This is a genomic window from Anatilimnocola floriformis, from assembly GCF_024256385.1.
Lineage (GTDB): Bacteria > Planctomycetota > Planctomycetia > Pirellulales > Pirellulaceae > Anatilimnocola > Anatilimnocola floriformis.
The window spans coordinates 74,050-100,266 of record NZ_JAMLFW010000004.1 but is presented as its reverse complement, the minus strand read 5'-3'; the positions used below and the strand labels follow the sequence as shown (position 1 = coordinate 100,266).

The following is a 26,217-nucleotide window of genomic DNA, read 5'->3' as shown; positions in this document are numbered from 1 at the left end:
AACCAATTTATCGAGTAACGCGGTTCACTCGCATTTCAATCCCGCGCTCACGCGAAACGTATGGCCGTCGGGATGAACCAGATGAAATTCGCGCACACCCCAAGGCTCATTCGTCGGTGGGTGTGTTACCAACATGCCGTGTTGCAGTGCGAGAGCGTGCGTCTCGTCGACCACGGCTGGCGAGGCGACCCACCAGCTCATCCACACTCCGCCAGTGTCGCCGTCACAAGTGTTCTGCGGAATCGGGCCGCCGCGCGAACCTTGCGAGCCTTCGCACAAAAAGATCTCGACTTTGCCGCTCCCCACGGCGCCAAATGTCGGCGGCGAGCCCCAATCCCAGAGCTTCTTCCAGCCGAGTTTTTCGAACCAGGCAAAGCTGGCGACAATATCGGAGACATTCAGAATCGGTGTCAGGCCGTGGACTTCCATCGAAACCTCGGTTGGGCAAGGCGTTGCAGCTAATCATCAGTTCAATCCTGGAGACCGGATAATTCGCGAGCAACTAGCTGCTCGCAATTTGGCCAGAAAGCGAATTTGAAAGCAAGAACCGGAGTTTTCGCCTTTCGATTTTGCGCTACCATGGAGCTATGAGCAGGAAACAGAAAACTTCGCACACAACTCCGGTCGCGCGCTACACCAACGATGAAAGTCGCTGGCAAGCCATCGTCGACCGCGATGCGAATGCCGATGGAGCATTTGTTTTCTCGGTGCGCACGACGGGTATTTATTGCCGGCCGAACTGCGCTGCTCGCAGGGCGTTGCGAAAGAACGTTGCTTTCCACGCGAACTGGGAAGCTGCCGAGCGAGCGGGATTTCGGGCCTGCAAACGTTGCAAGCCGAAAGGTGCGGCGCTGGCGGAAAATCACAGCGCTGCCGTGGCCCAAGCTTGCCGACTCATCGAGCAGTCGGTCGAACTACCCAGCCTGGAACAACTCGCAACTGCCATCGGTTGGAGCGTGTTTCATTTTCATCGCGTTTTCAAGCAGCACACAGGTCTCACGCCGAAGGCGTACGCTGTTGCCAACCGTTCGCGGCGTGTTCGCGAGGAACTCATGCAAAATCAAAATGTCACGACGGCGGTTTACAACGCTGGCTTCAACTCCAGCAGCCGTTTTTACGAGTCTGCCGATGCTGCGCTCGGCATGACGCCGACAAACTTTCAGCGAGGCGGGCGAGGCCTGGCAATCAAGTTCGCGATCGGTGAGTGCAATTTGGGTTCGATTCTAGTCGCCGCAACCGATAAAGGAATCTGCGCGATTCTGCTCGGCGACGATGCGGAGTTACTGTTGCGCGAACTGGAAGAATGTTTTCCTAACGCAGAGTTGACCGGCGGCGATGGGAAGTTTGATAAACTCGTAGCCGAAGTCATCGGCCTCGTGGAAAATCCGGCCCTTGGCAGCGAGTTGCCGCTCGACATTCGCGGTACTGCATTTCAGCAACGCGTGTGGCAAGCTTTGCAACAGATCCCGCCCGGCGAGACCGTCCGCTATGCAGATATTGCCCGGCAGATCGGTTCGCCGCAGTCCTTCCGCGCGGTCGCGCAGGCTTGCGGCGCGAACAAGCTCGCCGTGGCGATTCCTTGTCACCGCGTGGTGCGAACCGATGGTAATTTGTCGGGCTATCGTTGGGGAATTGAACGCAAAGAGCAACTGCTGCAGCGCGAAAAAGCTTAGATCAAGTACGAAATCAACTCATGGAAAAACGCTTACTCGATTACCTGCAGAAAATTCTCAACGCCCGCGTGTACGATGTCGCGATCGAATCGCGACTAGATCCCGCGACCAAATTGTCGCAACGCCTCGGCAATCAAATCTGGTTGAAGCGCGAAGACACGCAGCCCGTCCACAGCTTCAAGTTGCGCGGTGCTTACAACAAAATGGTGCGTCTCTCGCCCGACGAACTCGCGCGCGGCGTGGTCTGTGCCTCGGCGGGCAATCACGCCCAAGGAGTTGCTCTCAGCGCGCGTCGGCTCGGCTGTCAGGCCGTCATCGTCATGCCGGTCACCACTCCTACGCTGAAGTCCGATGCCGTCCGCTCGCTCGGCGGCCAGGTCATTCTGCACGGCGACAGTTATTCCGATGCGTATGCCCATGCCCTCGAGCTCGAGAAAAAGCACGGCTACATCTTCGTTCATCCATTTGACGATCCCGACGTGATCGCAGGCCAGGGGACGGTCGGCATGGAGATTCTGCGGCAACACCAGCATCCTTTGCACGCGGTGTTCGTCGCGATCGGCGGCGGTGGGCTGATTTCCGGCGTGGCTGCGTACATCAAAGCGGTTCGGCCAGAGATCAAAGTCATCGGCGTGCAGATGACCGACTCGCGAGCCATGCTGAATTCGGTCACGGCGGGAGAGTTAATCTCGCTCCCCGACGTCGGCCTGTTCTCGGATGGAACGGCCGTCAAAAAAGTTGGCCAGGAAACGTATCGTCTCACGCGCGAACTCGTCGACGACTTCGTGACGGTCGATACCGATGCGGTTTGCGCCGCGATCAAAGATGCCTTTGAAGATACCCGCAGCATTCTCGAGCCCGCTGGCGCCATGGGCATTGCCGGGCTGAAGCAGTACATCGCTCAACACAACTTGCGCGGCGAAAGTCTCGTGGCGATCACTTGCGGCGCGAACATGAACTTCGACCGTTTGCGTTTTGTCGCCGAGCGGGCCGAAGCGGGCGAAGAACGCGAAGCCCTGCTGGCCGTCACCATTCCCGAAGAGCGCGGCAGTTTCCGCCGCCTCTGCGAAACCATCGGTCCGCGGAACGTAACCGAGTTTAACTATCGCATTTCGCACGAACGAACGGCTCACGTGTTGGTCGGCATTTCGATCAACAATCGGGGCGAAGTTCCCGAGATCCGCCGGTCGCTCGCTACTCAAGGTTTCAGCGCGCTCGACCTGGTCGACGACGAGCTCGCGAAGGAACACCTGCGGTACATGGTTGGCGGCCGCAGCCAACTCAACGCCAACGAACAGCTTTATCGCTTCGAGTTTCCCGAGCGACCGGGAGCACTCATGCGATTTCTCTCCGGCATGCATCCCGACTGGAACATCAGTCTCTTTCACTATCGCAACCAAGGAGCCGACTACGGCAGGATCCTCGTCGGCATTCAAGTGCCGCCCGCTGATCTGGCCACCTTTCGGACGTTCATCGATTCCTTGGACTATCGCTATGTCGATGAGACCCAGAACCCGGTTTATCATTTGTTCCTCTGCTAGTGCCGAGTCGCATTTTGCCAACTAAGGAGCTACTCGCGGTTCTGGATTGAGGAACGGGAACGAGGGGAACAAGCTCGCCGACGGTTCGGGATTTGTAACCGGCAGGACGCGCGGGATCGGCTTGGGTTCGTAGATATATTGGCCGTCGGAAACGAGGCAGATGGCGATGCGAGCACCTTTCGTTCGTTCGCGGCAGTTTCGCAAAGCCGTTTCCATGGCTTCGGTGTTGCTGGCGTCGTCGCCAAAGGTCCAACCAGTGCCATAGCGGCCCACTTCGTCGCCGATGGCGAGAGCACAGAAACCGCGATTGACCCAGCAGACGATCTTGGCGTCTTTCTCGGTCAGGCGACGCAGGGCCGCCTGTTCGGCAGAGGCTCGGCTGCCGTGGTTGTAGGAATAGCTAAAATTGCCGGTCGACGGAGCATACGCCACGGCGGCATAGCTATCGTCGCTCACATCGAGGCCCCACACCGTGGAGCACAACGCGGCCAAACAAACGAAAACGCTGGCGACACAAAACATATGACGAAGGTTCATCGGCGGGCTCCTGGTTAGGGGGATTGCCAGGCGAAATCTGCCTGACGAAACCCATACCAGCGACGAAGCCCGTTGTGACAGCGCTCTGCCAATAATCTTTTATTTGCCGTCGCGGTCCTTTTCTTTCAACAGCTTGGCGATCTTGGCCAACCGATCGTTGGTATCTACCAATTGCCCAAACAGGGGTTCGATCGCCCAGCGAATGATGGCGCATAGAAAAATGACCGAAGCCACCACAGAGACTATGTGGCCGACCAGCGCGAAAAAGCCATAGTGCCGGTCCGAAAAACCGATGATTATTAGCACGCCGCCAACCACACCCAAGAAGACGGCCACGACAAACAAGCTACGCCAGTTCAGTTGTCGCCGATTGAGAGGAGTTATCTTCGTGTTCGTGCGAGACGGCGGCGCACTCTCGTCGTCAACTTCATATTCCGGTCGCCGTCGTTGCCGTAGTGCGAGGATGAGCTCCGTAACTCGATCGGCCTGAAGCCACTCGCCATCACCGCAACGGACGAGTGAATCGTAAGCCAGTTCCCCAGTCTGGGCTCGTTCGGCCAATTCGCTCAGCGTGTGCGGACCATGCACGGGAGCGGTGCGGGCAAAATCGCGATAGAACCAATTCTGCGATTCGGTAGTCACGGTGAAAACACCTCGTCTGTGAATCCTGCCCTAGGATCGCGTATGACGCCAATTGCGGCTGGCAGTATAGCGTTGCCAGGGGCACGTTTCCCCATCTTTTAGGAAGACGACTGAATTTGGGCTGCTGTTGCGCGACCGGGCTCGATTGGTATGATCGATCGCGTCGTTTCTCTCCCCGCGATGACCAGGAAAACCGACATCATGAAATCGAAAATGCTGAAGACCATCGCCCTGACGATGGCGCTGGCGTGTCTCGCCGTTCTGTTTCTCTCGCTGAGTGCTCACGCGCGCGAAAAGTGGACTCCCGAGCAAGCCAATGCCTGGTACGACAAACAACCCTGGCTGGTCGGCGCGAACTACACGCCCGCGTATGCGATCAACCAACTCGAAATGTGGCAGGCCGAGACGTTTGACCCCGCCGTGATCGATAAGGAACTCGCCTGGGCGAAGTCGCTCGGCTTTAACTCGATGCGCGTCTTTCTGCATCACTTGCTGTGGGAGCAAGACAAGGAAGGGCTGCTCAAGCGGATGGATCAGTTTTTGGAGATCGCGCACAAGCACGGCATTGGGATCATGTTCGTGCCGTTCGACAGCGTGTGGGATCCGAGCCCCAAGTTGGGCAAACAGCGCGAGCCGCAAAAGGGAGTGCACAATTCGGGATGGGTGCAAAGCCCGGGCAAAGCGGACCTGCTCGATAAGTCGCGGCATGGCTTGCTGGAAGAATATGTCCGCGGCGTGGTTGGCCGTTTTAAGGACGACCCGCGCGTGCATGCCTGGGACATCTGGAATGAGCCCGACAATATGAACGACAACTCCTACGGCAGGAATCATCTCAAGACCGAACCCGATGCCGCGACCAAACAAGGCGCAACGCTCGAACTGCTGAAGAAAGCATTTGTCTGGGCTCGCGAAGCCAACCCAACGCAACCGGTCACTTCGGGCCCTTGGCTGGGCGGTCACAAGGCCGATCCGGCGAGGCTGATTCCGATGGAGAAGGTTCAGCTCGAAGAGAGCGATGTGATCACCTTTCACACCTACGGCAAGCTCGGCGAAGCCAAGGCGTGGGTGGCGAATCTTCGCAAACACAATCGGCCAATTCTCTGCACCGAATACATGGCCCGTCCCGTCGGCAGCACGTTTGACCCGACGCTCGCCTATTTCAAAGAAGAGAAGATCGGCGGCTATTGCTGGGGCTTTGTCGCCGGCAAGAGCAACACCATCTTCGCCTGGGAAACATGGCAAAAGCCTGAGCCGAACCCGGAACCAAAAGTTTGGTTCCACGACATCTTTCGCACCGACGGCACGCCTTTCGATGCGAAGGAAGTGGAGTACATTCAGAAGGTGACTGGCGTCAAGAATTAATCCGAAATGCCTCAGGTGCCAGTGTGATTCCCGCTCTAGTTACCGCCGGGATTGTGGTCTTCGTGTCAACGCTGTTGTTGATCTGGCAGCGCCGTCGACGTGCGCAGCCAGATGGCGCGACGGAAAAAGAATTCCCCCGCGCCGACTGCAAGTACTGTGGCAAGACACTGCTGTTTCGCAGCCCAGGCCACGGCAATCAGATCGAGTATCTCGATCAAGATGGCTACTGCTATCTGTGGTATCCCGGCAACACAGTGATTCTGACCGGCAAATGGCGGATCGACGAAACGAGTATCTACTTCCAATACGGAACCGATACCTATAACCCCGTGACGAACGTGCATGGTGGCGGTTGGGAAGAGCAGTCATTCGACGAATGGTCGAATGACATTGTCGATCAGGAGACAGGGGATCTTTTTGGAATCAAACGCGGCTTGCCGTTTGTGCTCGCCGCCGATCCTCCGCTCAACTCGCTACGTGAGTTGCTGTCCGCCAAGTAAGCAGAGCAATTACTTCTTCTCGCGCGCGCCCGTGATATCGAACTCCGTTTTCTGGCCGGCGCGGTCCGAAGTTCCTTTGCCCTTGAGTTTGTCGCCGTCGATGGTCAGCTTGTAAGTGATGGCGATCTCCATTCCCATAACTTTCCGCGTGGCAGCGCCGGTCAATGTGCTGCCGTCGAGTTTCAGGTCCTTGATCTTTTCGTCCTTTTGATCCGGCCAACTCATCGTGCCGGCGAGTGCATCGCCATCCTTCTTGATGGTCAGCTCCGACGTCCGCGCTTGGTCGCCGATTTTGTATTCGCACTTCCAAGTTCCCACCGGATCGGCTGCGCTTGCCAGACCAGCGATCAACAACAACGCCAACGAAAGAATCGCCTTCATAATCTACTCCTCGAGGTAAGACGTGATTTCTGCCACACAGGCGGAGCGATATTCTCGCAACTGGCGAACCGGCAAACCAGTCAGCGTGCCAGTGAAATTTCACAGTTCAGTCGCTGCGACCGCGCTGCTAATCCGTTCGGCCAATGATCGATAGCGCAGCAAGTGTTGATCGCAGGGCTTCCAAACTGCTGCCATTCCTTTCAAACCACCATAACCCGAAGGCCAACCGATGGCTTCCCCATGATCGACCGACCACTCCGCAATGGGTGGGCGTGACGCATGACAGGCCGATTGGTAATGCACGACGCCGTCGTTGGGCCCGTAGAGTTCACCAATCGCGCGAGACAAGCCGAACAGCGGTGATGTGGCCAGCCAACTGTCGTTCTTTCTCACACAAGCGACTTCCAAGTACGTCACGCCCTCGCAATCAGGATCGTGCAGTTCATCTCTGGTCGCCAAATCGGGAAGTGCCCCGGCATGATGCTGTAGCGCGCTCAACAACCAACCGGGAATGTGAGCTAAGACATTCGGACACCTGCCGAGGACCGCGTCGGCAACCGGCGAACCAAAGTGCGGCGTTCCCACCGTGACCAGGAGTTTGATTCGGTTTCCGACGATTTGGTCCCGGTGAATCACGCGCCGCGCGTCCAGGCCTCCCATGCTGTGCGCAATGACCGCGATCGGTTCGTCACCGGGCCAATGAGCTTGGATTTGCCTCGCCAGCTGTCTGCTACGGGCATCCAACGATCCGAGCGGCGCCACCGTTGGGGCAAAGACCTCATGCCCTTGCTGCTCCAGCATTCCCCTCACGCCGTTGAAATAGCCGATACCGAACGGCAACAAGCCACCGCCAAAACCCAAAATGCCGTGAGCCAATACGATTTTCATCAGCGTGGTGAAACGGGCTGGTTGTGGTGATTTAACGCTTAAATCCTATTCGCCCCAAGCCAGATCTGCTTGGCTGTCCGTTTGGGAGTGAATTGGGGAATATATCTTCTCGCGCGTTCCGAAGTATCAATAAGAAGATTTCTACGCTGGCGCGCCAGGCTAGTGACGTAATACCTCGCAATCGTTGAATCTACGGTCGCGGGGTGTGGCTACTTACTGGCGGAGACCGCGCGTATGGGGTTGCGATCGTGGTGGTTGCGTCTTTCTGGCGTCAGCGAAACTCAGTCGACACCGGCCGGCGACAAGCCGCAACTTGTTGCTGTCCAGAGCCTTGCGCCAGGCGGTGATGATAAGTCCCCCGAAGAGATCGAGCGAGATCAGCGCGAAGCGGCCGAGGCAGCGACCCGGCAGCAAATCTGCTTTGCTGGCAGTGTGGTAGCCCATCTGACCGTGCTGCTGGTGCTGGCAATCGTCCTTGGAAGCTACCTGCCCCCGATTAAAGCGCCGACGGAGTTCGTGTTTACACCTTCGTACGGCGAGCCTGCCGAGACCCTTGAAATTGTGCCACTCGGAGACGAAAACGCTCGCGGCGAAGACTCTCTGACAACTGCCGCTCAAGATCCTAATGCCACTCAGAATCTCATCGAGTTGGCCGAACAGCCCGGCAATCTAATCGATGCTGGCCAGGCCTTCGCCGAAGAGGGCGTCGAGTTCATGCCGAAGACCGTTTTCGAAACCGACGCCGCGAACTTTTCGAACCCACTGCAGTCGATGGCCAGTTCTGGATTCTCGCCGACCGGCAGAGGACAACTCCTCACGCCGCTGCCTGGCGCCACCGGCATGGGGAGCGGCTTCGGACTCGGCAACAGCGACCTGAAACAAAAATTCACGCAGCGACTCAGCCGAGCCCGAGCCAAGAAGGGGGACGTGCAGATTTCGTTGATCTGGAACAACGTCAACGATCTGGACCTGAGTGTGATCACGCCTAAGGGGGAAACGATCTTCTTCGGCTATCGAAAGTCGCGCTGCCAAGGCGAACTCGATGTCGACATGAACAGCACTGCGGCGACCACGCGCGAGCCGGTCGAAAACATTTACTGGGGCAAAGGGAACGCGCCATTGGGTAAGTATCAAGTCTTTGTGAATCACTTCTGCCCGCACGGCGATCCGGATCCGACTGCTTATGAAGTGCGCATCATCGTCGATGGCAGAACGCAATTCGTGCGCGGAGAGCTGACCTTTCCCAATCCGCGCAAGATGGTGCATGAATTCGAGCGAACCGCGCGCAGCATGGAACAAAGTAGTCCCAGCGCTGACAAATGAACTTCATCGCAGACGCAAAAAAGTTCTCGCCGCAGCTACGCGACTTTGTGATGCAAGTTCGGCAAAAACGCGGTAAGCAAACCAATCATCGGTAGGAACGCGCACAAGTTGTAGACGTAGCTGATGCTGGTTTGATCGGCGAGCCAACCGAGCACCGCAGCTCCCACGCCACCCATGCCGAAGGCAAAACCGAAGAATAGCCCGGCCACCATGCCGACGCGACTCGGCAGCAGTTCTTGGGCGTAGACCATGATCGCCGAAAACGCCGAAGCGAGAATCAAGCCGATCGGCACCGTCAGAATCGTGGTCCAAAACAAATTGGCATGCGGCAGCGCGAGTGTGAATGGCAGCACGCCGAGGATCGATCCCCAGATCACGGCTTTGAAGCCCAGTCGATCGCCGATGGGGCCGCCGATGAATGTGCCGAGAGCCACCGCGCCGAGAAACACGAACAAACGAATCTGCGCGCTCGGCACCGAGACGCCGAAGGTATCGATCAGATAAAGCGTGTAATAACTACTCAGGCTGGCCAGGTAAAAGTACTTCGAAAAAATCAGGCACAGCAAAATCGCGATCGCCAAAATTGCCTGGTTGCGCGAGACCGGTGAAACCTTAGTCGTCTTCTTCTGCGCCGGCTTCGACAGATGATTGAAGTACCACAGCCCCACACGCACCAGAATCACCATGCCGATAACGGCAGCGATCGAAAAGACGCTCAGGCTCGCCTGCCCCCAAGGAACGACGATGAATGCTGCCAACAAAGGCCCCAGGGCCGAGCCGGCGTTGCCTCCGACTTGAAACAACGATTGAGCCAATCCATGGCGACCTCCCGAAGCCAACCGCGCCATGCGCGATGCTTCGGGATGAAAGATCGCTGAACCCATGCCGATGAGCGCGGCGGCCAACACGATGACAGGAAAGCTGCCAGCCACCGAAAGCAACAGCAAACCACTGAGCGAGATCCCCATACCCGTCGCCAGCGAAAACGGCAATGGTCGCCGGTCGGTATACATGCCCACGAGCGGCTGCAGCACCGACGCTGTCAATTGAAAGGCCAGCGTGATCAAGCCGATCTGCGTAAACGACAGCTTGTAGTTTTCCTTGAGAAGCGGATAAACGGCGGCAATCAACGACTGAATCGTATCGTTGAGCAAATGCGATACGCTAAGGGCCACCAAGATTGCAAAGGCAGTGTTAGTCACCGCTGTTGTATGAACGCCTGATCGACTCGCTTCCAGACTAACTTCACCTGCGCGCGACATATCACTCGTTTTCAGAAGAGGTGCGGATTGTCCCTGCTCAAAGACAATGTACCCGCACACTCATTTCGGGTTCGCGCTAGCGACTAAATTTGCAGTGAACCGCAGCAGGCTTCTTTCTGCGTTTATTTATGCACGTTGCTACGACCGCAATGCTTTCGCGCGGTCCATCCACAGCGCGGGATCGAGTTCAAAGCGCAAGCTGGAATTTCACTCTCGACTTCTTCGACAGCCAGAGCGACTGGCGTCGAACTCGCTTGCGGCCGCACATCAATGATCGTGGCAAAAGTGAACGTCGTGGCGGTGATGATGCTGGTGCCCATAATTGCTCCAGTTGTGTCTCGGGGAGTTGGGGGCGACTTAACGACGCCAGCAATTGCAGCCCGCATGCCAGCGAGTCTTTGAAGGTGCCAACAATGCACATTGCCGCAATAAAGGCCGCATTCCTCGCAGATAAATTGCAGCGTCATCCGCTTCACGATTCGGACCTCTGCAAAGTCACCCTCCATCAGGCCGGTCACCTATTCTTATTTCGATACTGCGTCTTGAAATGAGACTCTGCTCTCGCGCGCCACCGACCGGCAATCAGCCGTCGCGGTTGAAATCGATTCGCTCTCCGCACGAGGAGCGTGATTTGGAATCGCCGTCCTCAATGGGTCGGTAGACACTTAGTGCGTCCGTGATTGGTGCCGAAATTTCAGATCGGCCAAGTTGAGCATGCCGCGAGTAAGCTCTTCGTCAAGTCATTTGCTGAACTGACATCGTCACGAGGCAGAACCTTGTGAAAGAGCTTGCTCCCCTAGGCATCGGCCTGCAAATTACCGTATGTGCGATTTTGCTCGTGCAATACCGTTAGCGTGACAGCAACGTGGTCGCTGTGCGGTCAACACTGGCCCGACAAAACGACCTCGCTGCAATTTGTGGGCGACCTTGCACAGCAGCATCCCTACAAAATTTTCGCATTCGTCGATTCCAATAGACCGTACGACAGATGGCACCCGAATTGCTCGCGGCAAGTCCCTTCCTATTTTGCACCGTCTCAATTGCGGTGGACCAACAGCGCCAGAAGGCCTGACCGCTTCAACTCTGTTGCCGGTAAAATCACACGCAACAATTTTGCGCGGCGATTCATAAAGTTCTCGTTTTCAAAGAAACACATGGCGGACCAGCTGACTTTTTCACCGTTTCTGAGCCAGCAGCCAGTGAAGATTCTCTTGGTGGACTCTGATCCAGCCAATTTGCTCGCTTTACGAGGCTTATTAGAAAACGACAATCAGAATTTGGTGGAAGTCACCTCCGGCGAAGCAGCGGTCAAACTCGCACAGTCCGAAGAATTCGCGGTGATTCTGCTCGATGTTTCATTGCCTGGGATGACCGGCTACGAGACGGCGGAAGCGCTCCGTAAAACGTCGCGGTCGCGTACGGCACCCATCCTATTTATCACTGCTGGTGACATCGAACGAGCGCAGTTGGAGCGCGGCTATGCGCTGGGAGCTGCCGATTTTTTAGTCAAGCCGATTCTCCCCGCGGCAATCCAAGCCAAGGTGCGTGGCTTCGTCGACCTGTTTCGCGACAAGCAGCAGGCGATGCGTGAGGCAAGGCAACTACGGCTACTCGTTCACGGCACTTCGGAGTACGCCATTTTCTTGCTCGATGCGAATGGCTGCGTTGCCAGCTGGAATGCGGGCGCCGAACGTCTCAAGGGCTACCAGGCGGACGAAATCATCGGCAAACACTTCACCAAATTTTACCCGCAGGAAGCTATTGATCGCCGCTGGCCAGAATACGAATTGACGGTGGCCGCTGCCGAGGGACGGTTCGAAGACGAAGGCTGGCGAGTGCGGAAAGATGGCTCGCAATTCTGGGCCAATGTTGTCATTACTGCCCTGCGCGACGAGGCGGCCAACTTGCTGGGCTACTCCAAAATCACCCGCGACATGACGGAGCGGAAGCGATCGGAGGAAAACGCTCGACAACTGGTCGAAGAAGCGACGGCTCGCCGCATGGCCGAAGAGAACTCGCGTGTGATTGATGAAGATCGCGAACGCTTAGCCGTGACGCTGGCGAGCATCGGCGATGCGGTACTCGCCACTGATACGGCTGGCAGAATCACGAACATGAACGCCGTGGCGGAGTCGCTCACTGGCTGGACGACCAGCGATGCCCAAGGCAAGCCGCTGGAAGAAGTCTTTCGAATCGTCAACGAAACCACGCGGCGAACGGTCGAAAACCCCGCCACCCGTGCACTGCGCGAGGGCGTGATTGTTGGGCTCGCGAATCACACGGTGCTGATTGCAAAGGATGGCACCGAGCACCCGATCGATGACAGTGCAGCACCGATTCGCTCCAAACAAGGTGACATGATCGGCTGTGTCTTGGTGTTTCGCGATGTCACCGAGCGGCGGGCGGTCGAGAAGGCGCTCAACGACAGCGAAATGCGATATCGACTAGTCGGACAGGCTGCCAACGACGCGATTTGGGATTGGGATCTGGTGACCAACGGCGTGGTGTGGAACGAAGGGGTCCGCCGCGTTTTTGGCTATGCAACTGCCGATGTTGGCGCCGACGCTGGCTGGTGGATTCAGAACATTCACCCTGACGATCGCGATCGGATTTCCGACGACATCCACCACGCCATCGATCGCGGCGCCGAGTTCTGGCAGAACGAATATCGCTACCAGCGCGCGGATGGCAGCTATGCCGAAGTTTTTGACCGTGGACAGATCGTCCGGCACGAAGGTCAGCCGATCCGCATGGTCGGTTCGATGCTCGATCTGACGGAACGCAAACAAGCTGAGGCAGCACTCAAAGCGGCCGAGGAGCGTTTCAATTTCGTACGCCGGTCGAGCGGCGTCGGATTCTGGTACTGCGATCTGCCCTTTGACGTGTTGCGCTGGGACGAACGAGTAAAAGCTCACTTTCATCTGCCACCGGACGCGCACGTCACGATTGAAACCTTTTATGAGCGGATGAATCCCGACGATCGCGCACCAACACAATCTGCGATCGAGCGCAGCATCCTGGAACGATCTGCTTACGATGTCTTCTATCGGACCGTCTCCGACAGCGGTGAAGATGAGAAGTGGATCCGCGCAATCGGGCGTACAACTTATGCGCCGAACGGCGGCCCCATCCGCTTCGACGGCGTGACGCTCGATGTCACCGAACAAAAGAATGCCGAAGCCGAGCTACGAAGAGTGGCAGCCGCACTGTCGGAAGCCGGTCATCGCAAGGATGAGTTTCTGGCGACGCTTGCTCATGAGCTGCGCAATCCGCTAGCGCCGCTCCGCAACGCCTTGCAGTTGCTGCGACTCTCGAGCGATCCAGAAACGCTAGACCATGCGCAAAATCTGATGGAGCGACAGTTGGCGCAGATGGTGCGGCTCGTCGACGACCTCATGGATGTGAGTCGCATTACGCGCGGCAAAGTAGACTTGCGCCGCGAAAAAGTTCCTCTGTCACTGATCATCAACAACGCCGTTGAAACGAGCCGTCCGCTCATCGATAAAATGGGACACGCGCTGAGCGTCAAGCTGCCGCCTGAACCCGTGATGATCGATGCCGATGTCACGCGCTTGGCTCAGGTCTTTGCCAATCTGCTGAACAACTCTGCCAAGTACAGTGAACCTGGCGGCCAGATCTCACTCACGGTTGAGCAACGCGATAGCACTGTAGTCGTGCAAGTGCGCGACACCGGAATCGGCATCGCCGCCGATCAGCTGCCGCATATTTTTGACATGTTTGCCCAGGTCGATCGGTCATTGGAACGTTCGCAAGGCGGACTTGGCATCGGACTAACACTGGTCAAACGTCTGGTCGAAATGCACGGCGGCAGTGTCGCCGCCGCGAGCGTAGGGCTCGGCCAGGGTTCGGATTTCACAGTTCACTTACCACTCGCCACCACCAGTGCTCAGCCCGGAAGTCACGCGAGAAATGAGACTGCGGTTCCCAAGACTTCGCTGCGGATATTAGTCGTCGACGATAACCGCGACGGCGCCGATAGCCTGTCGCTCATGCTGAAGTTCATCGGTAACGAGACGCGCACCGCTTACGACGGGGAAGAAGGCGTCCGTCTGGCCGGGCAATATCGCCCCGACGTCATTCTGTTTGATATCGGCCTGCCGAAGTTGAATGGCTTCGAAGCTTGCCGCCAGATTCGCGCGCAACCTTGGGGGAAAACGCCGATTCTCATCGCGGTCACTGGCTGGGGACAGGATGAAGATCGCCGTCGCTCGCAGGAAGCCGGCTTCGACTACCACTTGGTCAAACCGGTGGATCCGCGCGAACTCATGAAGTTGCTGACGGCGTTCCAGCAAAAGAAGCACAGCTGAGCGACCGAGATCAGCCAGCTGTCCGGGCACTTTCTCGAGGATGGCATGAGCTTCAAATTGTCGCCGAAAACAAATCTTCTCCGTCACTGGCGCGATCAATTCGTCGCGCTTAAAAAAATCGGATGGCAACCGCGGGGCCGGCCGCTTCGACAACCTCAAGCGATCAGTGACCGATTCGTTGCCTTCATCGGAGACGGGGCAGCGGTTGAACGTGTGAATGAGTCGAGATACCGGGAGTTCTTCTTAAACGTCACTCAGAGCGAGCACGGCGACTACTACAAGCGCGACACCATTCCGTCATTTTCGTGCCTTCCTTCGGTTTCTTTGGCAGGAGCGACAGATCGAGCAGATCCGCAATCTTGATTCGCGACGGTGCGCGTTGTCGATCCGGCGATTCAGCACTTCACCGCTGATGAACTACGAGCAATTCCCACCACTGCCCAAGGGCCACTGCGGTTTTTCCCTTGCCGATTTCCTTATGACGATCGAGTTCAATTGCTGGGCGCTTCATTGTTCGTGGCATTAGCCACCTTAGGTGGCATGGTGTGGACCGATCCGCGGTTCGATCGTTTTACTCCAGCCAGGCATTGCAGCCCACCACGCTTAGCCATTAATCAAACTGCTCTGGAATCCACCAGAGCCCCCAGAGACTGAGGCATCCGAACAGAAAGCCAGCGGCTGGGTTCAGGTGCCAGAAAAGCGTCACGAGTCCGAGGAGTCCAAGGAAGCAGCCAGCAACCATTGAGCCCATGTAGAAGCGGCCGCGTTCTTCATCAGGCACTTCCTTTCTATCGAAATACATCATTAGGCTCATTGTCATCGACAGCAGCGGGATGCTCGCGGCAAACGCGAAGACGGTCCAGAGCAACGCCCCCTCGCCCACAGTCGGTAGCGATGCGAGTTGGACGACGATTACGGTTTCGAGCGCGAGTACTGCTCCGATGATCTGGCTCATTGCATTTTCACCTTGCAATCTCTGCCCGATTTGAGGCGGCGCTTTTTGTTTGAGTGGGCAATTGCGGCTGCCCGATTCAAAAAAGTGAAAATTCTTTTCTGCCCAAGCGATTGCCCAAAGATCAAGCTGCCCAAGATTGGCAACGCGCAAACGCCTGCAGCTAATCGACTTAAGGAATGGGCGGTGGGGGACTCGAACCCACGACATCCACTGTGTAAGTTGGGAGACTGGTTCGAGTTCCCTTGCAGCGTAAGGAGTTACGTACCGAAAAACTACCCCCTAAAGCCCCAAAACTTTCCCAGGGGGTAGTTTTCAGGGGGTAGTCAGATCGACCGACCACGCTAAGCTTCTCGCTCCCGTTTCCAGTCCCTTACCGGAGCGAACCCATGCCACGCAAACGGCATCTGACTTTCAACGCAGCGAACGGTCAATGGCGTAAGCGAATCACCGTAACCGCCGCAGTTCAAGACTACCTCAAGCAGTCCTTGAACAAGATTCGGAAACTTGGCGACAAGCACGACTTCTATCTCGGCGCTGGCTCGGCGAATGACTGGGAAAGCCACGATGCAGCCCTTGCGAAGTGGAGCAAGATCGAGGGAGCAATCAAGTTGCTCGATAAGGCGAATGCACCGAGCGGCGTTTCAATTCAAGTTCGATGGTCGGCAGAGTCAGCGAACGGCAAGGGATTCGAGCCTGCCGAAATTGAGGAGGTCATTTTCGGTTCGAGCGATGACACTGATTTCAACGCCACGAAAGCTCAGAAAGAGATTGCGGCGTTTATTCAGTCCATGCCCAATCTCGCAGCGCCAGCGATTACCAAGGCCGTCAACACGATTGCTGCCACTGTCAAGCGTTACCTTGACCTCAAATTAATCGGGACATCTGCCGGACGTGTGGACAATCTCGGCTACAGCCTCAACCACTTTGCCGATGTCTGCGGCGGCGAGCGGGACATCAAGACGCTTGCTGAGGCAGATTGGGAAGCGTACTTCGTGGCATTGGCAGGGTGCAAGTTTAAGGACATCACAAAGGTCACTCGGCAGAAAGATGTGAAGCAGTTCATCGAGTGGTGTTGGCGGGAACGGCTTTGCGAACTCCCCCGTAATCTCAAAAGCCCTGAATATCGCCACGCAGCCGACAGCGAGGAAATCGTCGTCTTCACGGTTGATGAAGTTGGCTCGATTCTCGGGGCTGCTACTGGAATCTCTCGGGCTGCTTACTTGCTATTTCTAAACTGCGGATTCACAGCCATCGACGTGTCCTCGTTGAAGCATACCCAATTGGACGAGGGCCGAATTACGCACAAACGAGTGAAGCGGCAGAAAGGGAAGAAAGGCAGTCGCATCCCAACCGTGGTTTACAAACTCTGGCCAGAAACAGTGGCTGCGATTGCAGAATGCAAGAGCAGCCATCCTGAGTTGCTGTTTACCAATCGGAACGGCTTGCCGCTCGTGAAGGACACAAGAGAGAAGCGAAGCCGTGGCGATGCAATCGGAGCAGCATGGCAGCGAAACTACAAGAAGAAGGTCAAGACAAAGAAGCAGATTCACAACCTGCGACATACGGCTTCCTCTCAGATTGCCAATAAGTTCGGGGAGGGACTTTCACAATGGTTTCTTGGCCATGCGTCAAAAACTACCGCCGGTCGTTTTTACAACAAGAAGGATTCTGACGTTCTCGACGAGGCGATTGACCATCTGCGGCAGCACTTCAAGATTGAAGCCGCCTGCGAGGGGTACGAGCCTGCCAAGAACCCGAAGCCGAAGAAGAAACGAAAGACCGCAGCAGCCTAACCAAAACCCAAAATTTTGGGTTTCTCCCTACCCGCTCGGAGCGCTCCGAGCGGGTTTTCTTTTGCGCTGCCACCAGACTTCTTTCAGCGCCCACGCCAAGCTGTTTCCCGTTTCGATTTTCAGAACTCAAACGGGAGAACGAACGTGGAAGGCAATTCAGTCGGCAAGGGTTTTGGTGTGACGATAGGCGTGATCCTGGCGCTGTCTCTGCTAGGCATGATTCCGATTTGCGGTTGCGGCGGGTGTCTGATGGTCGGCTTCATCGCAGCGCCTCTGAATCCGCCGAGCGCCGAGGATAGGGAGTGGGGCGAACGCTTGCAGGAGCAATTGCGGCAGCGGAAGGCACAGCGAGAAGCCGAACGAGCGAAGCCGGTCAGCGAGTAGCCCAAAATTTTGGGTTTCAGATGAACCCTCGCCGAGCGCTCGGCGAGGGTTTTTTATGCGCCGAGGCAACAGCCCCCCTGAAAGATAGTTTTCTCAAAAGGGGGGATGCGCTTTGCCGCAAAGTGTTTTGCGTGCTACGGCCAGAAACATTGATTAGTCCATCACAACAACTCTTTTTACCCACTGAAAGAGCTGAAGTTTCCCTATCAAAAGAAAACGTCGACGGGTGTGTACGTGCGAACGCTTTGCGAAGGTCGCACAGCACCGTTTTTACTTCTTTCGGTGGGGTTTCAGTGATGAAGAAAGAGCCATGCAAAGACTGTCCGCTCAACGGTCGTAAGTTCATCAATCAGGCAATCGACAACGCAATCACTGCTGCGTGGAACGATCCGACCGAGCCGAATAGCCAACGGGCTATTCTGCGGCGGCTGCCGCAACACCTGCAATCCGAGAAACACCGTAAGCAGATCGGGCGCAGGATCAAGGTTTTGCAGGGCAAGAAAGTCATTGGCCCATTGTCCCAGACCAAGGGACTCGACGGGCGAACTCGTAACCTCGCAGGGCTGTACGGCAAAAATAACAACCGCACCCCCAACGACGCCTACTATACCCCGCCGCATGCAATCGCCTCTCTGCTTGCCAGAGAGGCGTTCCACGGCATCACGTGGGAGTGTGCCCAAGGAGACGGGCGTATCGTTGCGGCGCTCAAGGATGCGGGCTGTGAAGCGTTCGGTACGGACATTGAGAAGGGGGAGAACTTTCTCACGACTGAACGCACGGCTGCAAACATCGTGACCAACCCGCCGTGGAAACTCAAAACCGAGTTCATCGAGAAGGCGCTGTCGATTGCTGCTGACAAAGTAGCGATGTTGTTGCCATTGAGCGGCTTGACTTCTATCGAGCGAATCGAGCATTTCCACAATGCAGAGTTTCCACTCAAGTGCATTTACGTTTTTCCAAGGGCCGTTCAGTTCGATGAGAATCGAACTGACAACGGCAATGGGATGCTTTATTGCGCATGGTTCGTGTGGGATCGCAACCATGTCGGCAAACCGACGATTGAGTGGGTCGCAAAGGAGGAGGAATCAAATCCGTTCCCGCCGCTCGCTAAACGTCCGTTGCATTTGCGGCAACGAGCCGCCAACATCCCCGACCGAATCACGAACGTCGTTCAGGGGGACAACAGCGAGTTGATTGCTACTGTTGCGGCGCTGCACTTCAAGCGTGAAGGACTCAGGATTGCAGACGTGACCTATGGCGAGGGAGGCTTCTGGCGGAAGCTCGATCTGACCAAGCATAAGTTTCTGCCTAGCGACATCGAGCGCTGGAAGGACGTTGAGGGAGTTGCACAGCATGACTTTCGCAAACTTCCCTACGAGAGCGATTCACTCGATGTTGTTGCGTTCGATCCGCCCTTTGCTCGCCATACGTCGCCTTGGTTCGATAAGCGTTATGGCACGGCGAAGTTCAACCTACATCAACCCGCCGTGCAGGAACTCTATCGAGAGGGGATGACGGAAGCGTTCCGAGCCTTGAAGGTCGGCGGGCTGCTACTGGTGAAGTGTCAAGACTGCCGAGAGGGGAGCAGGAATTGGCGAACGTCTCACAAGGTTCTCGAATACGGCGAAGCGCTCGGACTGGAAGACGTGGATAAGTTCATCTTGCTGTTCCCTAGCAAGAGGCTCGGTGATCCTCGGGCAACCGAGCAGCACCACGCTTACAAGGCCGAGTCCTATCTCTGGGTGTTGCGAAAACGGAAGCCTCGGAAGCCCAAAATTTTGGGTTAGGGCGTCAATCGCCTCGTCTTTGTCGGGATAAAGAGAAAGAGCCGCTCGTGAGATCACGAGCGGCTCTTGTTGCGGATCGAACTTTTGCCACTGCTTCATGCAGGCTATGTAGGCGACTCGCTGGGCGATTCATCTTCGGCAACGATGATGTAGCCCTTATCGTCAACACAGCCCTCTAGCAGTCCGTCAAAATCACGACGTACATACATACCGCCGCAATGTTCCTTGATTAGGGCGGCAACCTCGTCACCCGTTTTTTTGAACATGCCTGCGGACAGTGCTGGCCAGTTATCTTGAGCCACGCAGACGTTGAGCCACATTCCATTGCCGCAGTCAATCCACGTTTCGATCAGGGAGAAATCATCACTGACGACTGTTGTGCCGTCCTTCTCAGTGTAGACCCATTCACTCATGCGCCACCTCACCGAAAGTGACCTTAACTTCGTAGTTCGAGCCATCCCAACTCCCTGCTACATCCTTGTAACTAGTCTGGCCAACGCCAATCCTGCGAGTTGCAGAAACAAGCAAGTTATCCTGCATGATTGCAATTAGAGTCGCCACATCGCCGAACGCAGCAACCGCCGCAGGAACTGTTCCTGCTTCAATGGTTATCTTCATGCCGCCACCGGGTAATGATTCTAACAGCCGCCGCTTAACCGCAGGGGTTAATAGACTGCTATCCTTCGTGCATGCCGCCCACAATTCATCGGCAGGCAGTTGCAAGGCTTGTTGTTCGGTTAGTTTCATGCTACCACCTCGTCTGCTTTGAGTTCGGGGGCTTCATCTTCTGCGGCCAGTTCCTCGGCAACTTCCGCCGCCATAGCAAAGTGCGCAGCAAACTCCTGATAGGCCTCTGCCTGCAAACGACAGCAAAACTCGTCGCCAACGAACTCGTCCAGCGATTCGAGCAATGCCATTGCGACGGCTTCTGCGTCGTAATCGAAATCGTTGGTCAATGCTTCTAGCATGACCGCAATTCTGTTTTTGCAATCCTCTTTGTCTTCAATGAATATCATTTGATGTTAGTCCTCTTTCGATGTGAAGCGAGCAGATAGCTCGCCGTGATAAGACGCCTCAGCTACTGCGCCGAGACGATATGGGAGCAAGAAAGTTTTCTGCTCCCTACAGATTCGGATCGAGGCCAAACGAAACTTAACTATTTTTGTTCTCAGGTCGAATAGTTAGATTGCCGCTACTCAATTAGGGCGGAACAAATACCAGCTACAGTAGCTGAACATCCAAATCAGGAGAAGCTAACAAAATGACCATAACCGCAGCAGACTTCCGGCACTTGACAGTTCGTACCAACACCAAGGAGTTGATTGATCAACTGTCGGAAGAGACAGGATTAAAGCGATATCGACTAATTGATGACGCAATCAAGTTCTGGCGAGACAATCGCCACAAGATCGAACAATTGAAGAAAGAAGGTGAATAATGATCACGAACTGCCTGTCATTCGGCAAATACAAAGAAGTCCCAACGGAGGAACTTCCTGTGGACTACCTCACATGGCTGCAAGATCAAGACTGGCTCAAAGAGCCTACGAGGTCAGCGGTAAATGCGATGTTGGAAGAGCCGCCCACGGAAGAGCAAGAAGAAATGATGCGGCACTCTATTGAGAATCGCTGTCAGACACTCAAAGGCCGAGAACTGCTTGAACTGTACAGTGTGATCCAGGCCGCATACCCGACCTATAAACAAAATCAGCCTCGCCGGAACGTCCGGCGAGGCTGATCTACTTACACAAAGAAAATGAGGGCTAATGACAAAAACCCTGCAACACATTGAAAGGACAACACCAATATGTCTACCTATAATATCGTCACGGCGACGGAATTACTTGCGCCAATCTTCGAGAACTTCCCTGAGGCCCTGACCTCAAAACCTCAGTGGGTTTTGTGGCGACTCGAAGAAGTCAGCGGGCGTCCAACAAAAGTCCCCTATCAGTCTAATGGTCGAAAGGCGAGCAGCACCGATCAGCAGACGTGGGCAACATTCGACCATGCAAAAGCCGCCTACGAAAACGGTCTCTTTGACGGCTTGGGATTCGTAGTTACTGATTCAGGCCTGACCGGAATTGATGTCGATAAGTGCGTCACTAATGGCTCGTTAAACAGCGTAGGAAGCGCTGTAGCCAGCGCTCTGCCCCAGACCTATACGGAACTCTCTCCGAGCGGGAAGGGCCTGAGGATCATCACACAGGCGATCAAGCCGACTTCCAAATGCGTCAAGACAGTTACGGACAAAGAGGGAAACGCCACGAAGGTGGAGATATACGACGAAGGGCGGTTTCTCACGATTACGGGGCATCCATTCGAGGGAAAGCTTTTGCCGGTCAGCGACCGGCAAAAGCAACTCAACAAACTCTGCGAAGCCCTCTGGCCTGCGAAGGAATCGATGCCCCCAGCGGCGGCAAGGCCGAACAACATCGAGGATAGCGAACTGCTTGAGCGAGCAAAGGCCGCAGCCAACGGCGACAAGTTCTCGGCGCTCTGGAATGCGGACTCAACTGCCCTCGGAAAACTCTATCCGTCGGATCACGACGACTTTGATCGTTCGTCTGCCGATCAGGCGATTTGCAATCAACTTGCTTTCTGGACTGGCAACGACGCCGAGCGGATCGACGCACTGTTCCGCCAATCGGGCCTGATGCGTGATAAGTGGGAGCGAGGATCGTATCGTGTGCCCACAATCGATAAAGCGATTGAAGCCGTTGGAGCGGAAACCTATGAAGCCGACACCACGATCACGCCTGAGCAAGAAGCCATTATTGCGGCATCCCAAACTGACATTCAGAAACCTGCCGTCATCGAGTGGCTTGACATAACAGCCCCTGACTTCCTTGATAGCAAGCAGGAACAATGGCTGCTTGAGGACTTCATCGCTAGGGGCGATCTGATGACGCTCGCAGCCCCTAGCAAATGCGGCAAGTTGTTGTTCGCAATCTGGGCGATGCAGTCCATCATTTACAACGAGCCGTTCCTTGGGGGATGCGCAGGCCCTGCCGTGCCCATTCTGTATCTCGACTTCGAGAACCGCCGCAACTACGTCCACAGTTGGTACTTCACATTCCTTGGGGAACGTGATCCTCAGCCAACAGCGAAGTACCTCAACTACAAATGCCGTGGCGGCAAGGACGGCGTGAATGGCAAATGTCCATTATTCCTCGATGCTGGCTGGATCAGGGAGGCAACAAAGCCAATTGAAGACAAGTATGGCCAGCCGGGATTGGTCGTCGTTGATACCTGCCGTGGGGCGTTCAATCAGACTCCCAAGATCGACCCCAATTGGGAAAACGGCGGAACTGTCGGCCAGATATTACGACCGGTTCAAGATTGGTGTCACGACAGCAGTTGGTCAGGCATCGTGATTCATCACTGCAACAAGACAGGCGGTATTTCGGGATACACCGACTTCAAGGCTGCTGTCGATCATAGTTGTACTTTCTCCAGAGACATGGCCAAGAAGTCCAACGTGTGCTACGTCGATCTTGAAGGACGATACACCAAAGCCATGCCGATCAAAGTAGCGACCTTTGAAGGCGATAGGTTTCAATATCGTGGCACTGCTGACGACTGGGAGCGAAGCGGCAAGGAGACCAAGCCCACAGACCTTTGGCGTTGTGTCGGGGAAGTAGTTCGCATCATGTCTGATCGGCAACTCACGAGTGCGCAAATCGACGAGATTGTGGCCGGTACGATCTGCAAGAAGAATGAGCGGCCAGAGGTCAAGCGGCTGTTAAGTAGCGTTGTCAATGTCGAGCGTGCTGGGAAGTCAATGTTATGGTCACGCATGGATACAACTGACATACAAATCGATCAACACAAGGTATTACCAGCCTAATTCACTTGCGGGCTTTAGGGGAAGTATCATCTTCCCCCCCCTCCGTAGTCTAGGACTACTACGGGGGGAGGATGATGATTACTGCCCCCCAGCTTTGCCCCCGACAGCGTGGGAAACGACAAAAAAACATGCGGGGGGAGAATGATGGCGACACACTCACTTAACACATGAAGCAAGTGCAGTTTGGACTGACGGATGTGTGGGAAATAGAGCCGGACGAATTGAAAGCCCTCGCTGCCGCTCGGCTTTCAATGGCCCAGATTGCGGGACGATTCGGCAGGCAGATCATCGAAGCGCTTGACCGGTTTGATGAGCAAAGAAAGCGCCGCCGAATGTTCTTTCGTGGCGAGTACATTCCCGATCCTGCTGCATAGATACGACAACAAATAAGACGCCCGAATGGGCAAAAGGAACATAGATGGAACAAGCAATTTCACTCAGAGAACAACGTGCCGCCCTCGTACATGACGCCCGCAATATTTGGAACGCAGCAGGGCATCGAGAGATGACCTCAGATGAGAACTCGCAGTTCGCCGACTTGATGGATCAGATCGAATCGCTCAAGCAGCAGATCGACGACGCAGAGAAGCCGAAGGAGCAGGCATTTGAAGTCGGCGATGTCGTACGGCTCAAGAGCGGGGGCGAGAACATGACAGTGATTGCAGTCGATGCCACGCTTAGCCTCATTGGTTTGGCGCAGCATAGCAGGGAGAGGTTCGGTTGGCTCATTCTGAGTTGGCAGAGAGGTGGTTCCGTAAGTCAAGCGACACTGCCTGTGAAGGCTGTGGAGCGAGTTGGGTCATACATGTACGAGCGAATTAGCAAAGAGTTGGAAGGTAAACGCATCGTGCAGTGCGATGTGAGAACCGACCATCAGATTGCCGGTTACAGGACAATGACCGTGCAGTACGACCACAGCGACGAGGTGAAGTAATGTTGAAACCACTAGACGACAGGCTCATTGTTGAACTACCGAAGCCAAGGACAAGAACCGCAGGCGGCTTATATTTGCCTGCTGAATCTGTCGAAGCCCCCAAGACTGGCAGAGTCATCGCACGTGGCCCTGGCCGCTTCCTAGAGAACGGAGAACGCCAACCTTTGAGCGTGCGTGTCGGCGATGAAGTCGTGTTCCTCAACTATGCAGGGACTGACATTGAGCACGACGGCGACAAGATAAAGATTCTGCGAGAGGCCGATGTTCTGGCGATTGTGAGCGACCAATGAACAAGGAAGTACCAAACCCGTTTTATCAGTCTGGCGATCTAGTTCGCCTAAAGAGCGGCGGGCCAACGATGACAGTCGAGACGGTAACGCCTGCGGGGCTGCTGGTGTCGTGGTTCGATGGCAACACGCTGCATCGTGACAAGTTGTTTTTCACGCTTGTGGAGCCGACGACCAAGCCGACGTGGCACGACAAGAAGAAAGAGTACCGAGTATGAGCGATTCACTATTCGGCCACCCCATCGTGCAGAGCGAGCAAGCGCCCAAGGCCGCTGAGGGCGATGTCGTATTAGGAAGCTTCGAGTCGTGGAATGAAGAGAAGCGCAAGGAAGCCGCCGAGGCTATTGCCCAAGCACTTTGGTGGGGCAAGTTACCGCTGCCACGTTTTGTGATGTTGCCCGAAGGTATTACTACCACGCCGCAACCACGCCTCATGCTCACCGCCAACGCAGAAGTCTTGAAGGCGAATCCACCAGAGCCGCAGGACGGGTCAATATGATTTGGCCGTGGCCGTGGCCGTGGTTCTTCTCCGACGAGGATGAGAAGCCAAGAGAACCAAGCACCACCGTCTCTCATCGCATCGAACCTGATTTCACCATCGACAAGGACCGTAGTGTTGAGACGGAAATCATCATGCGACGTGGCGCTGATGAATGTTCATTCCGAGTCAGGATCGACGGCGAGTACGAATGCTGGGCAGTAACGCACGCTATGCCTGGATTAGTCACCGACAGAGAACGGAGAGAACGCAATATCCCTCTGGCGCCAGTCACGTCAAATGACTTCCGCAGAATGTTGGCGTCAGCCGGAAGTTGGATCAACAACTGGTTTCTTTCAGGCCGACCGATGTTGATAAAGCGTGAGATTGATTTGATGACACCGGACGAACTCGACAATCGCACGCATCGTGATTATTGCGAGCATTTCGGCTTTGATCCTGATGACGTTCCGATGTTGCAGAGGAATCCGCCAGAGCCGCACAACGGGTGTGAGCGACTGAACCCGCCTGAGCCACAGTTCGGCGAATGATATGAATGCCGGTCAGGCCGAACTTCACTTCAAACTCGTCTGACTTGCTTACCTTGCTAAATGCGAGTCTTGCGATGTACAGCCCAGCGCCAACAACAAGCACGGCAATCCCAAAGTGCCAGCCGTTCATTCCGATCCCCTTTGCGTTTGTGGCCCGCAATGGCCTCTTTTTAAGTGCAATGGAAAATCTGGCAACCGCCCCTTAGGAACAAATCTCTTGTTGCCCCCCGGAAGGCGGGAGAGTTCGCCATCCTGTTAGACGCAAGCCGGCGTCTAGCGTTCCACAACTATCTTGCTCTGCTCCTGCGACATCGATTCGCATATAGCAACAATTCAATTACTTTATATTCAATGTATTATGACTAGCGCTAAGGCCTAAATATGTGATGCCTCAAAGAATACCCTACTTCAAGCCCAAGGTTCCGCCGACAACAGCCAACGCAGGCCGAGCCGCAATCATCAAGTTCCGCAATTCCAAAGCGTGGCGCTCACTCTCGCAGTTTCACTTGCGAGAGTTCCCGCTCTGTGCGATCTGCAAAGAACCCGCCAATCAGACGCACCACTTGAAGCCGGTGGCCGAGCATTGGGATTTGCGTTTCGACCCTGAGAACCTTTCGTCACGATGTCAGTCGTGCCATAGCAAGGAAACGATGGCCGAGAATCGAGCGAAGGGGAATCTGTGAGCGGTCACACTCAGTTACCGCATGACAAACAAGTCTCATCGTGAAATCTCAGTTGCCGTTGGTCTGCTTTCGCTCGTAGTTC

General features: G+C 55.5%; 31 protein-coding genes. 20 read left to right on the top strand and 11 right to left on the bottom strand.

Annotation, left to right across the window (positions count from 1 at the left end):
- Positions 1-24: 24 nt before the first annotated feature.
- A complete protein-coding gene (locus tag M9Q49_RS34645; protein WP_254513920.1) occupies positions 25-429 on the bottom strand; it encodes a bleomycin resistance family protein in 405 nt (134 codons plus the stop codon).
- Positions 430-587: 158 nt separating this feature from the next.
- Here M9Q49_RS34645 and ada point away from each other — a divergent pair, with 158 nt between their 5' ends.
- Together ada and ilvA are read left to right on the top strand one after the other, a co-directional pair.
- Positions 588-1,673: a bifunctional DNA-binding transcriptional regulator/O6-methylguanine-DNA methyltransferase Ada gene (gene ada / locus M9Q49_RS34640; protein WP_254513919.1), complete on the top strand. Its 1,086-nt coding sequence runs from the start codon at positions 588-590 to the stop codon at positions 1,671-1,673.
- Between the two features lie 20 nt (positions 1,674-1,693).
- Complete coding sequence (gene ilvA, locus M9Q49_RS34635) at positions 1,694-3,214, top strand: threonine ammonia-lyase, biosynthetic (protein ID WP_254513918.1); 1,521 nt, start codon at positions 1,694-1,696, stop codon at positions 3,212-3,214.
- Between the two features lie 21 nt (positions 3,215-3,235).
- Here ilvA and M9Q49_RS34630 read toward each other — a convergent pair whose 3' ends face one another.
- On the bottom strand, positions 3,236-3,751 hold the full coding sequence (locus M9Q49_RS34630) for a DUF4189 domain-containing protein (protein ID WP_254513917.1): 516 nt from the start codon (positions 3,749-3,751) through the stop codon (positions 3,236-3,238).
- Between the two features lie 99 nt (positions 3,752-3,850).
- The gene (locus M9Q49_RS34625; RefSeq protein WP_254513916.1) at positions 3,851-4,393 is read right to left on the bottom strand and encodes a GYF domain-containing protein; all 543 of its coding nucleotides are present in this window, start codon (positions 4,391-4,393) and stop codon (positions 3,851-3,853) included.
- A gap of 201 nt (positions 4,394-4,594) precedes the next feature.
- Here M9Q49_RS34625 and M9Q49_RS34620 point away from each other — a divergent pair, with 201 nt between their 5' ends.
- Positions 4,595-5,755: a cellulase family glycosylhydrolase gene (locus M9Q49_RS34620; protein ID WP_254513915.1), complete on the top strand. Its 1,161-nt coding sequence runs from the start codon at positions 4,595-4,597 to the stop codon at positions 5,753-5,755.
- 62 nt (positions 5,756-5,817) lie between these two features.
- The gene (locus tag M9Q49_RS34615) at positions 5,818-6,255 is read left to right on the top strand and encodes a hypothetical protein (protein WP_254513914.1); all 438 of its coding nucleotides are present in this window, start codon (positions 5,818-5,820) and stop codon (positions 6,253-6,255) included.
- A gap of 9 nt (positions 6,256-6,264) precedes the next feature.
- Here M9Q49_RS34615 and M9Q49_RS34610 read toward each other — a convergent pair whose 3' ends face one another.
- Together M9Q49_RS34610 and M9Q49_RS34605 are read right to left on the bottom strand one after the other, a co-directional pair.
- Positions 6,265-6,636, bottom strand: a complete 372-nt coding sequence (locus tag M9Q49_RS34610; RefSeq protein ID WP_254513913.1) for a hypothetical protein — start codon at positions 6,634-6,636, stop codon at positions 6,265-6,267.
- A 99-nt stretch (positions 6,637-6,735) separates the two neighbouring features.
- The gene (locus M9Q49_RS34605; RefSeq protein ID WP_254513912.1) at positions 6,736-7,524 is read right to left on the bottom strand and encodes an esterase/lipase family protein; all 789 of its coding nucleotides are present in this window, start codon (positions 7,522-7,524) and stop codon (positions 6,736-6,738) included.
- Positions 7,525-7,758: 234 nt separating this feature from the next.
- Here M9Q49_RS34605 and M9Q49_RS34600 point away from each other — a divergent pair, with 234 nt between their 5' ends.
- Positions 7,759-8,847, top strand: a complete 1,089-nt coding sequence (locus M9Q49_RS34600) for a YfaP family protein (RefSeq protein ID WP_254513911.1) — start codon at positions 7,759-7,761, stop codon at positions 8,845-8,847.
- Positions 8,848-8,882: 35 nt separating this feature from the next.
- Here M9Q49_RS34600 and M9Q49_RS34595 read toward each other — a convergent pair whose 3' ends face one another.
- Positions 8,883-10,049, bottom strand: coding sequence for an MFS transporter (locus M9Q49_RS34595; protein WP_315861228.1), 1,167 nt, complete (start codon positions 10,047-10,049; stop codon positions 8,883-8,885).
- A gap of 182 nt (positions 10,050-10,231) precedes the next feature.
- Positions 10,232-10,627 (bottom strand): hypothetical protein, encoded by a 396-nt coding sequence (locus M9Q49_RS34590; protein WP_254513910.1) that lies wholly within the window; start codon positions 10,625-10,627, stop codon positions 10,232-10,234.
- A gap of 636 nt (positions 10,628-11,263) precedes the next feature.
- On the opposite strand from M9Q49_RS34590, the gene M9Q49_RS34585 reads away from it, so the two are divergent.
- A complete protein-coding gene (locus M9Q49_RS34585) occupies positions 11,264-14,437 on the top strand; it encodes a PAS domain S-box protein (protein ID WP_254513909.1) in 3,174 nt (1,057 codons plus the stop codon).
- 45 nt (positions 14,438-14,482) lie between these two features.
- Entirely contained in the window at positions 14,483-14,800 is a 318-nt protein-coding gene (locus M9Q49_RS34580) for a hypothetical protein (RefSeq protein WP_254513908.1), read from the top strand.
- Between the two features lie 247 nt (positions 14,801-15,047).
- Here the strand turns inward: M9Q49_RS34580 and M9Q49_RS34575 are convergent, their stop codons facing one another.
- Complete coding sequence (locus tag M9Q49_RS34575; RefSeq protein WP_254513907.1) at positions 15,048-15,542, bottom strand: hypothetical protein; 495 nt, start codon at positions 15,540-15,542, stop codon at positions 15,048-15,050.
- 236 nt (positions 15,543-15,778) lie between these two features.
- Here M9Q49_RS34575 and M9Q49_RS34570 point away from each other — a divergent pair, with 236 nt between their 5' ends.
- From M9Q49_RS34570 to M9Q49_RS34560, 3 genes are all read left to right on the top strand, one after another.
- The gene (locus tag M9Q49_RS34570; RefSeq protein WP_254513906.1) at positions 15,779-17,185 is read left to right on the top strand and encodes a tyrosine-type recombinase/integrase; all 1,407 of its coding nucleotides are present in this window, start codon (positions 15,779-15,781) and stop codon (positions 17,183-17,185) included.
- Positions 17,186-17,329: 144 nt separating this feature from the next.
- Entirely contained in the window at positions 17,330-17,569 is a 240-nt protein-coding gene (locus M9Q49_RS34565; protein ID WP_254513905.1) for a hypothetical protein, read from the top strand.
- A gap of 296 nt (positions 17,570-17,865) precedes the next feature.
- Positions 17,866-19,356 (top strand): hypothetical protein, encoded by a 1,491-nt coding sequence (locus M9Q49_RS34560; RefSeq protein ID WP_254513904.1) that lies wholly within the window; start codon positions 17,866-17,868, stop codon positions 19,354-19,356.
- A 104-nt stretch (positions 19,357-19,460) separates the two neighbouring features.
- Here M9Q49_RS34560 and M9Q49_RS34555 read toward each other — a convergent pair whose 3' ends face one another.
- The 3 genes from M9Q49_RS34555 to M9Q49_RS34545 are packed head-to-tail and all read right to left on the bottom strand — an operon-like array spanning position 19,461 to position 20,372.
- Positions 19,461-19,769 (bottom strand): hypothetical protein, encoded by a 309-nt coding sequence (locus M9Q49_RS34555; RefSeq protein ID WP_254513903.1) that lies wholly within the window; start codon positions 19,767-19,769, stop codon positions 19,461-19,463.
- The gene (locus M9Q49_RS34550; RefSeq protein WP_254513902.1) at positions 19,762-20,103 is read right to left on the bottom strand and encodes a hypothetical protein; all 342 of its coding nucleotides are present in this window, start codon (positions 20,101-20,103) and stop codon (positions 19,762-19,764) included. The genes M9Q49_RS34555 and M9Q49_RS34550 overlap by 8 nt, the downstream gene beginning before the upstream one ends.
- Positions 20,100-20,372: a hypothetical protein gene (locus M9Q49_RS34545; protein ID WP_254513901.1), complete on the bottom strand. Its 273-nt coding sequence runs from the start codon at positions 20,370-20,372 to the stop codon at positions 20,100-20,102. The genes M9Q49_RS34550 and M9Q49_RS34545 overlap by 4 nt, the downstream gene beginning before the upstream one ends.
- 245 nt (positions 20,373-20,617) lie before the next feature.
- Here M9Q49_RS34545 and M9Q49_RS34540 point away from each other — a divergent pair, with 245 nt between their 5' ends.
- The 10 genes from M9Q49_RS34540 to M9Q49_RS34495 all read left to right on the top strand — a co-directional run bounded on the left by M9Q49_RS34540 (position 20,618) and on the right by M9Q49_RS34495 (position 26,135).
- Positions 20,618-20,794 (top strand): hypothetical protein, encoded by a 177-nt coding sequence (locus M9Q49_RS34540; protein WP_254513900.1) that lies wholly within the window; start codon positions 20,618-20,620, stop codon positions 20,792-20,794.
- Entirely contained in the window at positions 20,794-21,093 is a 300-nt protein-coding gene (locus M9Q49_RS34535) for a putative quorum-sensing-regulated virulence factor (RefSeq protein ID WP_254513899.1), read from the top strand. Before M9Q49_RS34540 ends, M9Q49_RS34535 begins: the two co-directional genes overlap by 1 nt.
- Positions 21,094-21,162: 69 nt before the next feature.
- The gene (locus M9Q49_RS34530; protein WP_254513898.1) at positions 21,163-23,202 is read left to right on the top strand and encodes a phage NrS-1 polymerase family protein; all 2,040 of its coding nucleotides are present in this window, start codon (positions 21,163-21,165) and stop codon (positions 23,200-23,202) included.
- 167 nt (positions 23,203-23,369) lie between these two features.
- Positions 23,370-23,576, top strand: coding sequence for a hypothetical protein (locus M9Q49_RS34525; RefSeq protein WP_254513897.1), 207 nt, complete (start codon positions 23,370-23,372; stop codon positions 23,574-23,576).
- Positions 23,577-23,620: 44 nt separating this feature from the next.
- Positions 23,621-24,136, top strand: coding sequence for a DUF2158 domain-containing protein (locus tag M9Q49_RS34520; protein ID WP_254513896.1), 516 nt, complete (start codon positions 23,621-23,623; stop codon positions 24,134-24,136).
- Positions 24,136-24,426 carry a co-chaperone GroES gene (locus M9Q49_RS34515; RefSeq protein ID WP_254513895.1) on the top strand — a complete coding sequence of 97 codons (291 nt, stop codon included), beginning with the start codon at positions 24,136-24,138 and terminating at the stop codon, positions 24,424-24,426. Before M9Q49_RS34520 ends, M9Q49_RS34515 begins: the two co-directional genes overlap by 1 nt.
- Positions 24,423-24,641, top strand: a complete 219-nt coding sequence (locus tag M9Q49_RS34510) for a DUF2158 domain-containing protein (protein WP_254513894.1) — start codon at positions 24,423-24,425, stop codon at positions 24,639-24,641. Before M9Q49_RS34515 ends, M9Q49_RS34510 begins: the two co-directional genes overlap by 4 nt.
- A complete protein-coding gene (locus tag M9Q49_RS34505) occupies positions 24,638-24,922 on the top strand; it encodes a hypothetical protein (protein WP_254513893.1) in 285 nt (94 codons plus the stop codon). Before M9Q49_RS34510 ends, M9Q49_RS34505 begins: the two co-directional genes overlap by 4 nt.
- Positions 24,919-25,452 (top strand): hypothetical protein, encoded by a 534-nt coding sequence (locus M9Q49_RS34500; protein ID WP_254513892.1) that lies wholly within the window; start codon positions 24,919-24,921, stop codon positions 25,450-25,452. Before M9Q49_RS34505 ends, M9Q49_RS34500 begins: the two co-directional genes overlap by 4 nt.
- Positions 25,453-25,838: 386 nt before the next feature.
- The gene (locus M9Q49_RS34495) at positions 25,839-26,135 is read left to right on the top strand and encodes an HNH endonuclease (protein ID WP_254513891.1); all 297 of its coding nucleotides are present in this window, start codon (positions 25,839-25,841) and stop codon (positions 26,133-26,135) included.
- Positions 26,136-26,217: the final 82 nt, after the last annotated feature.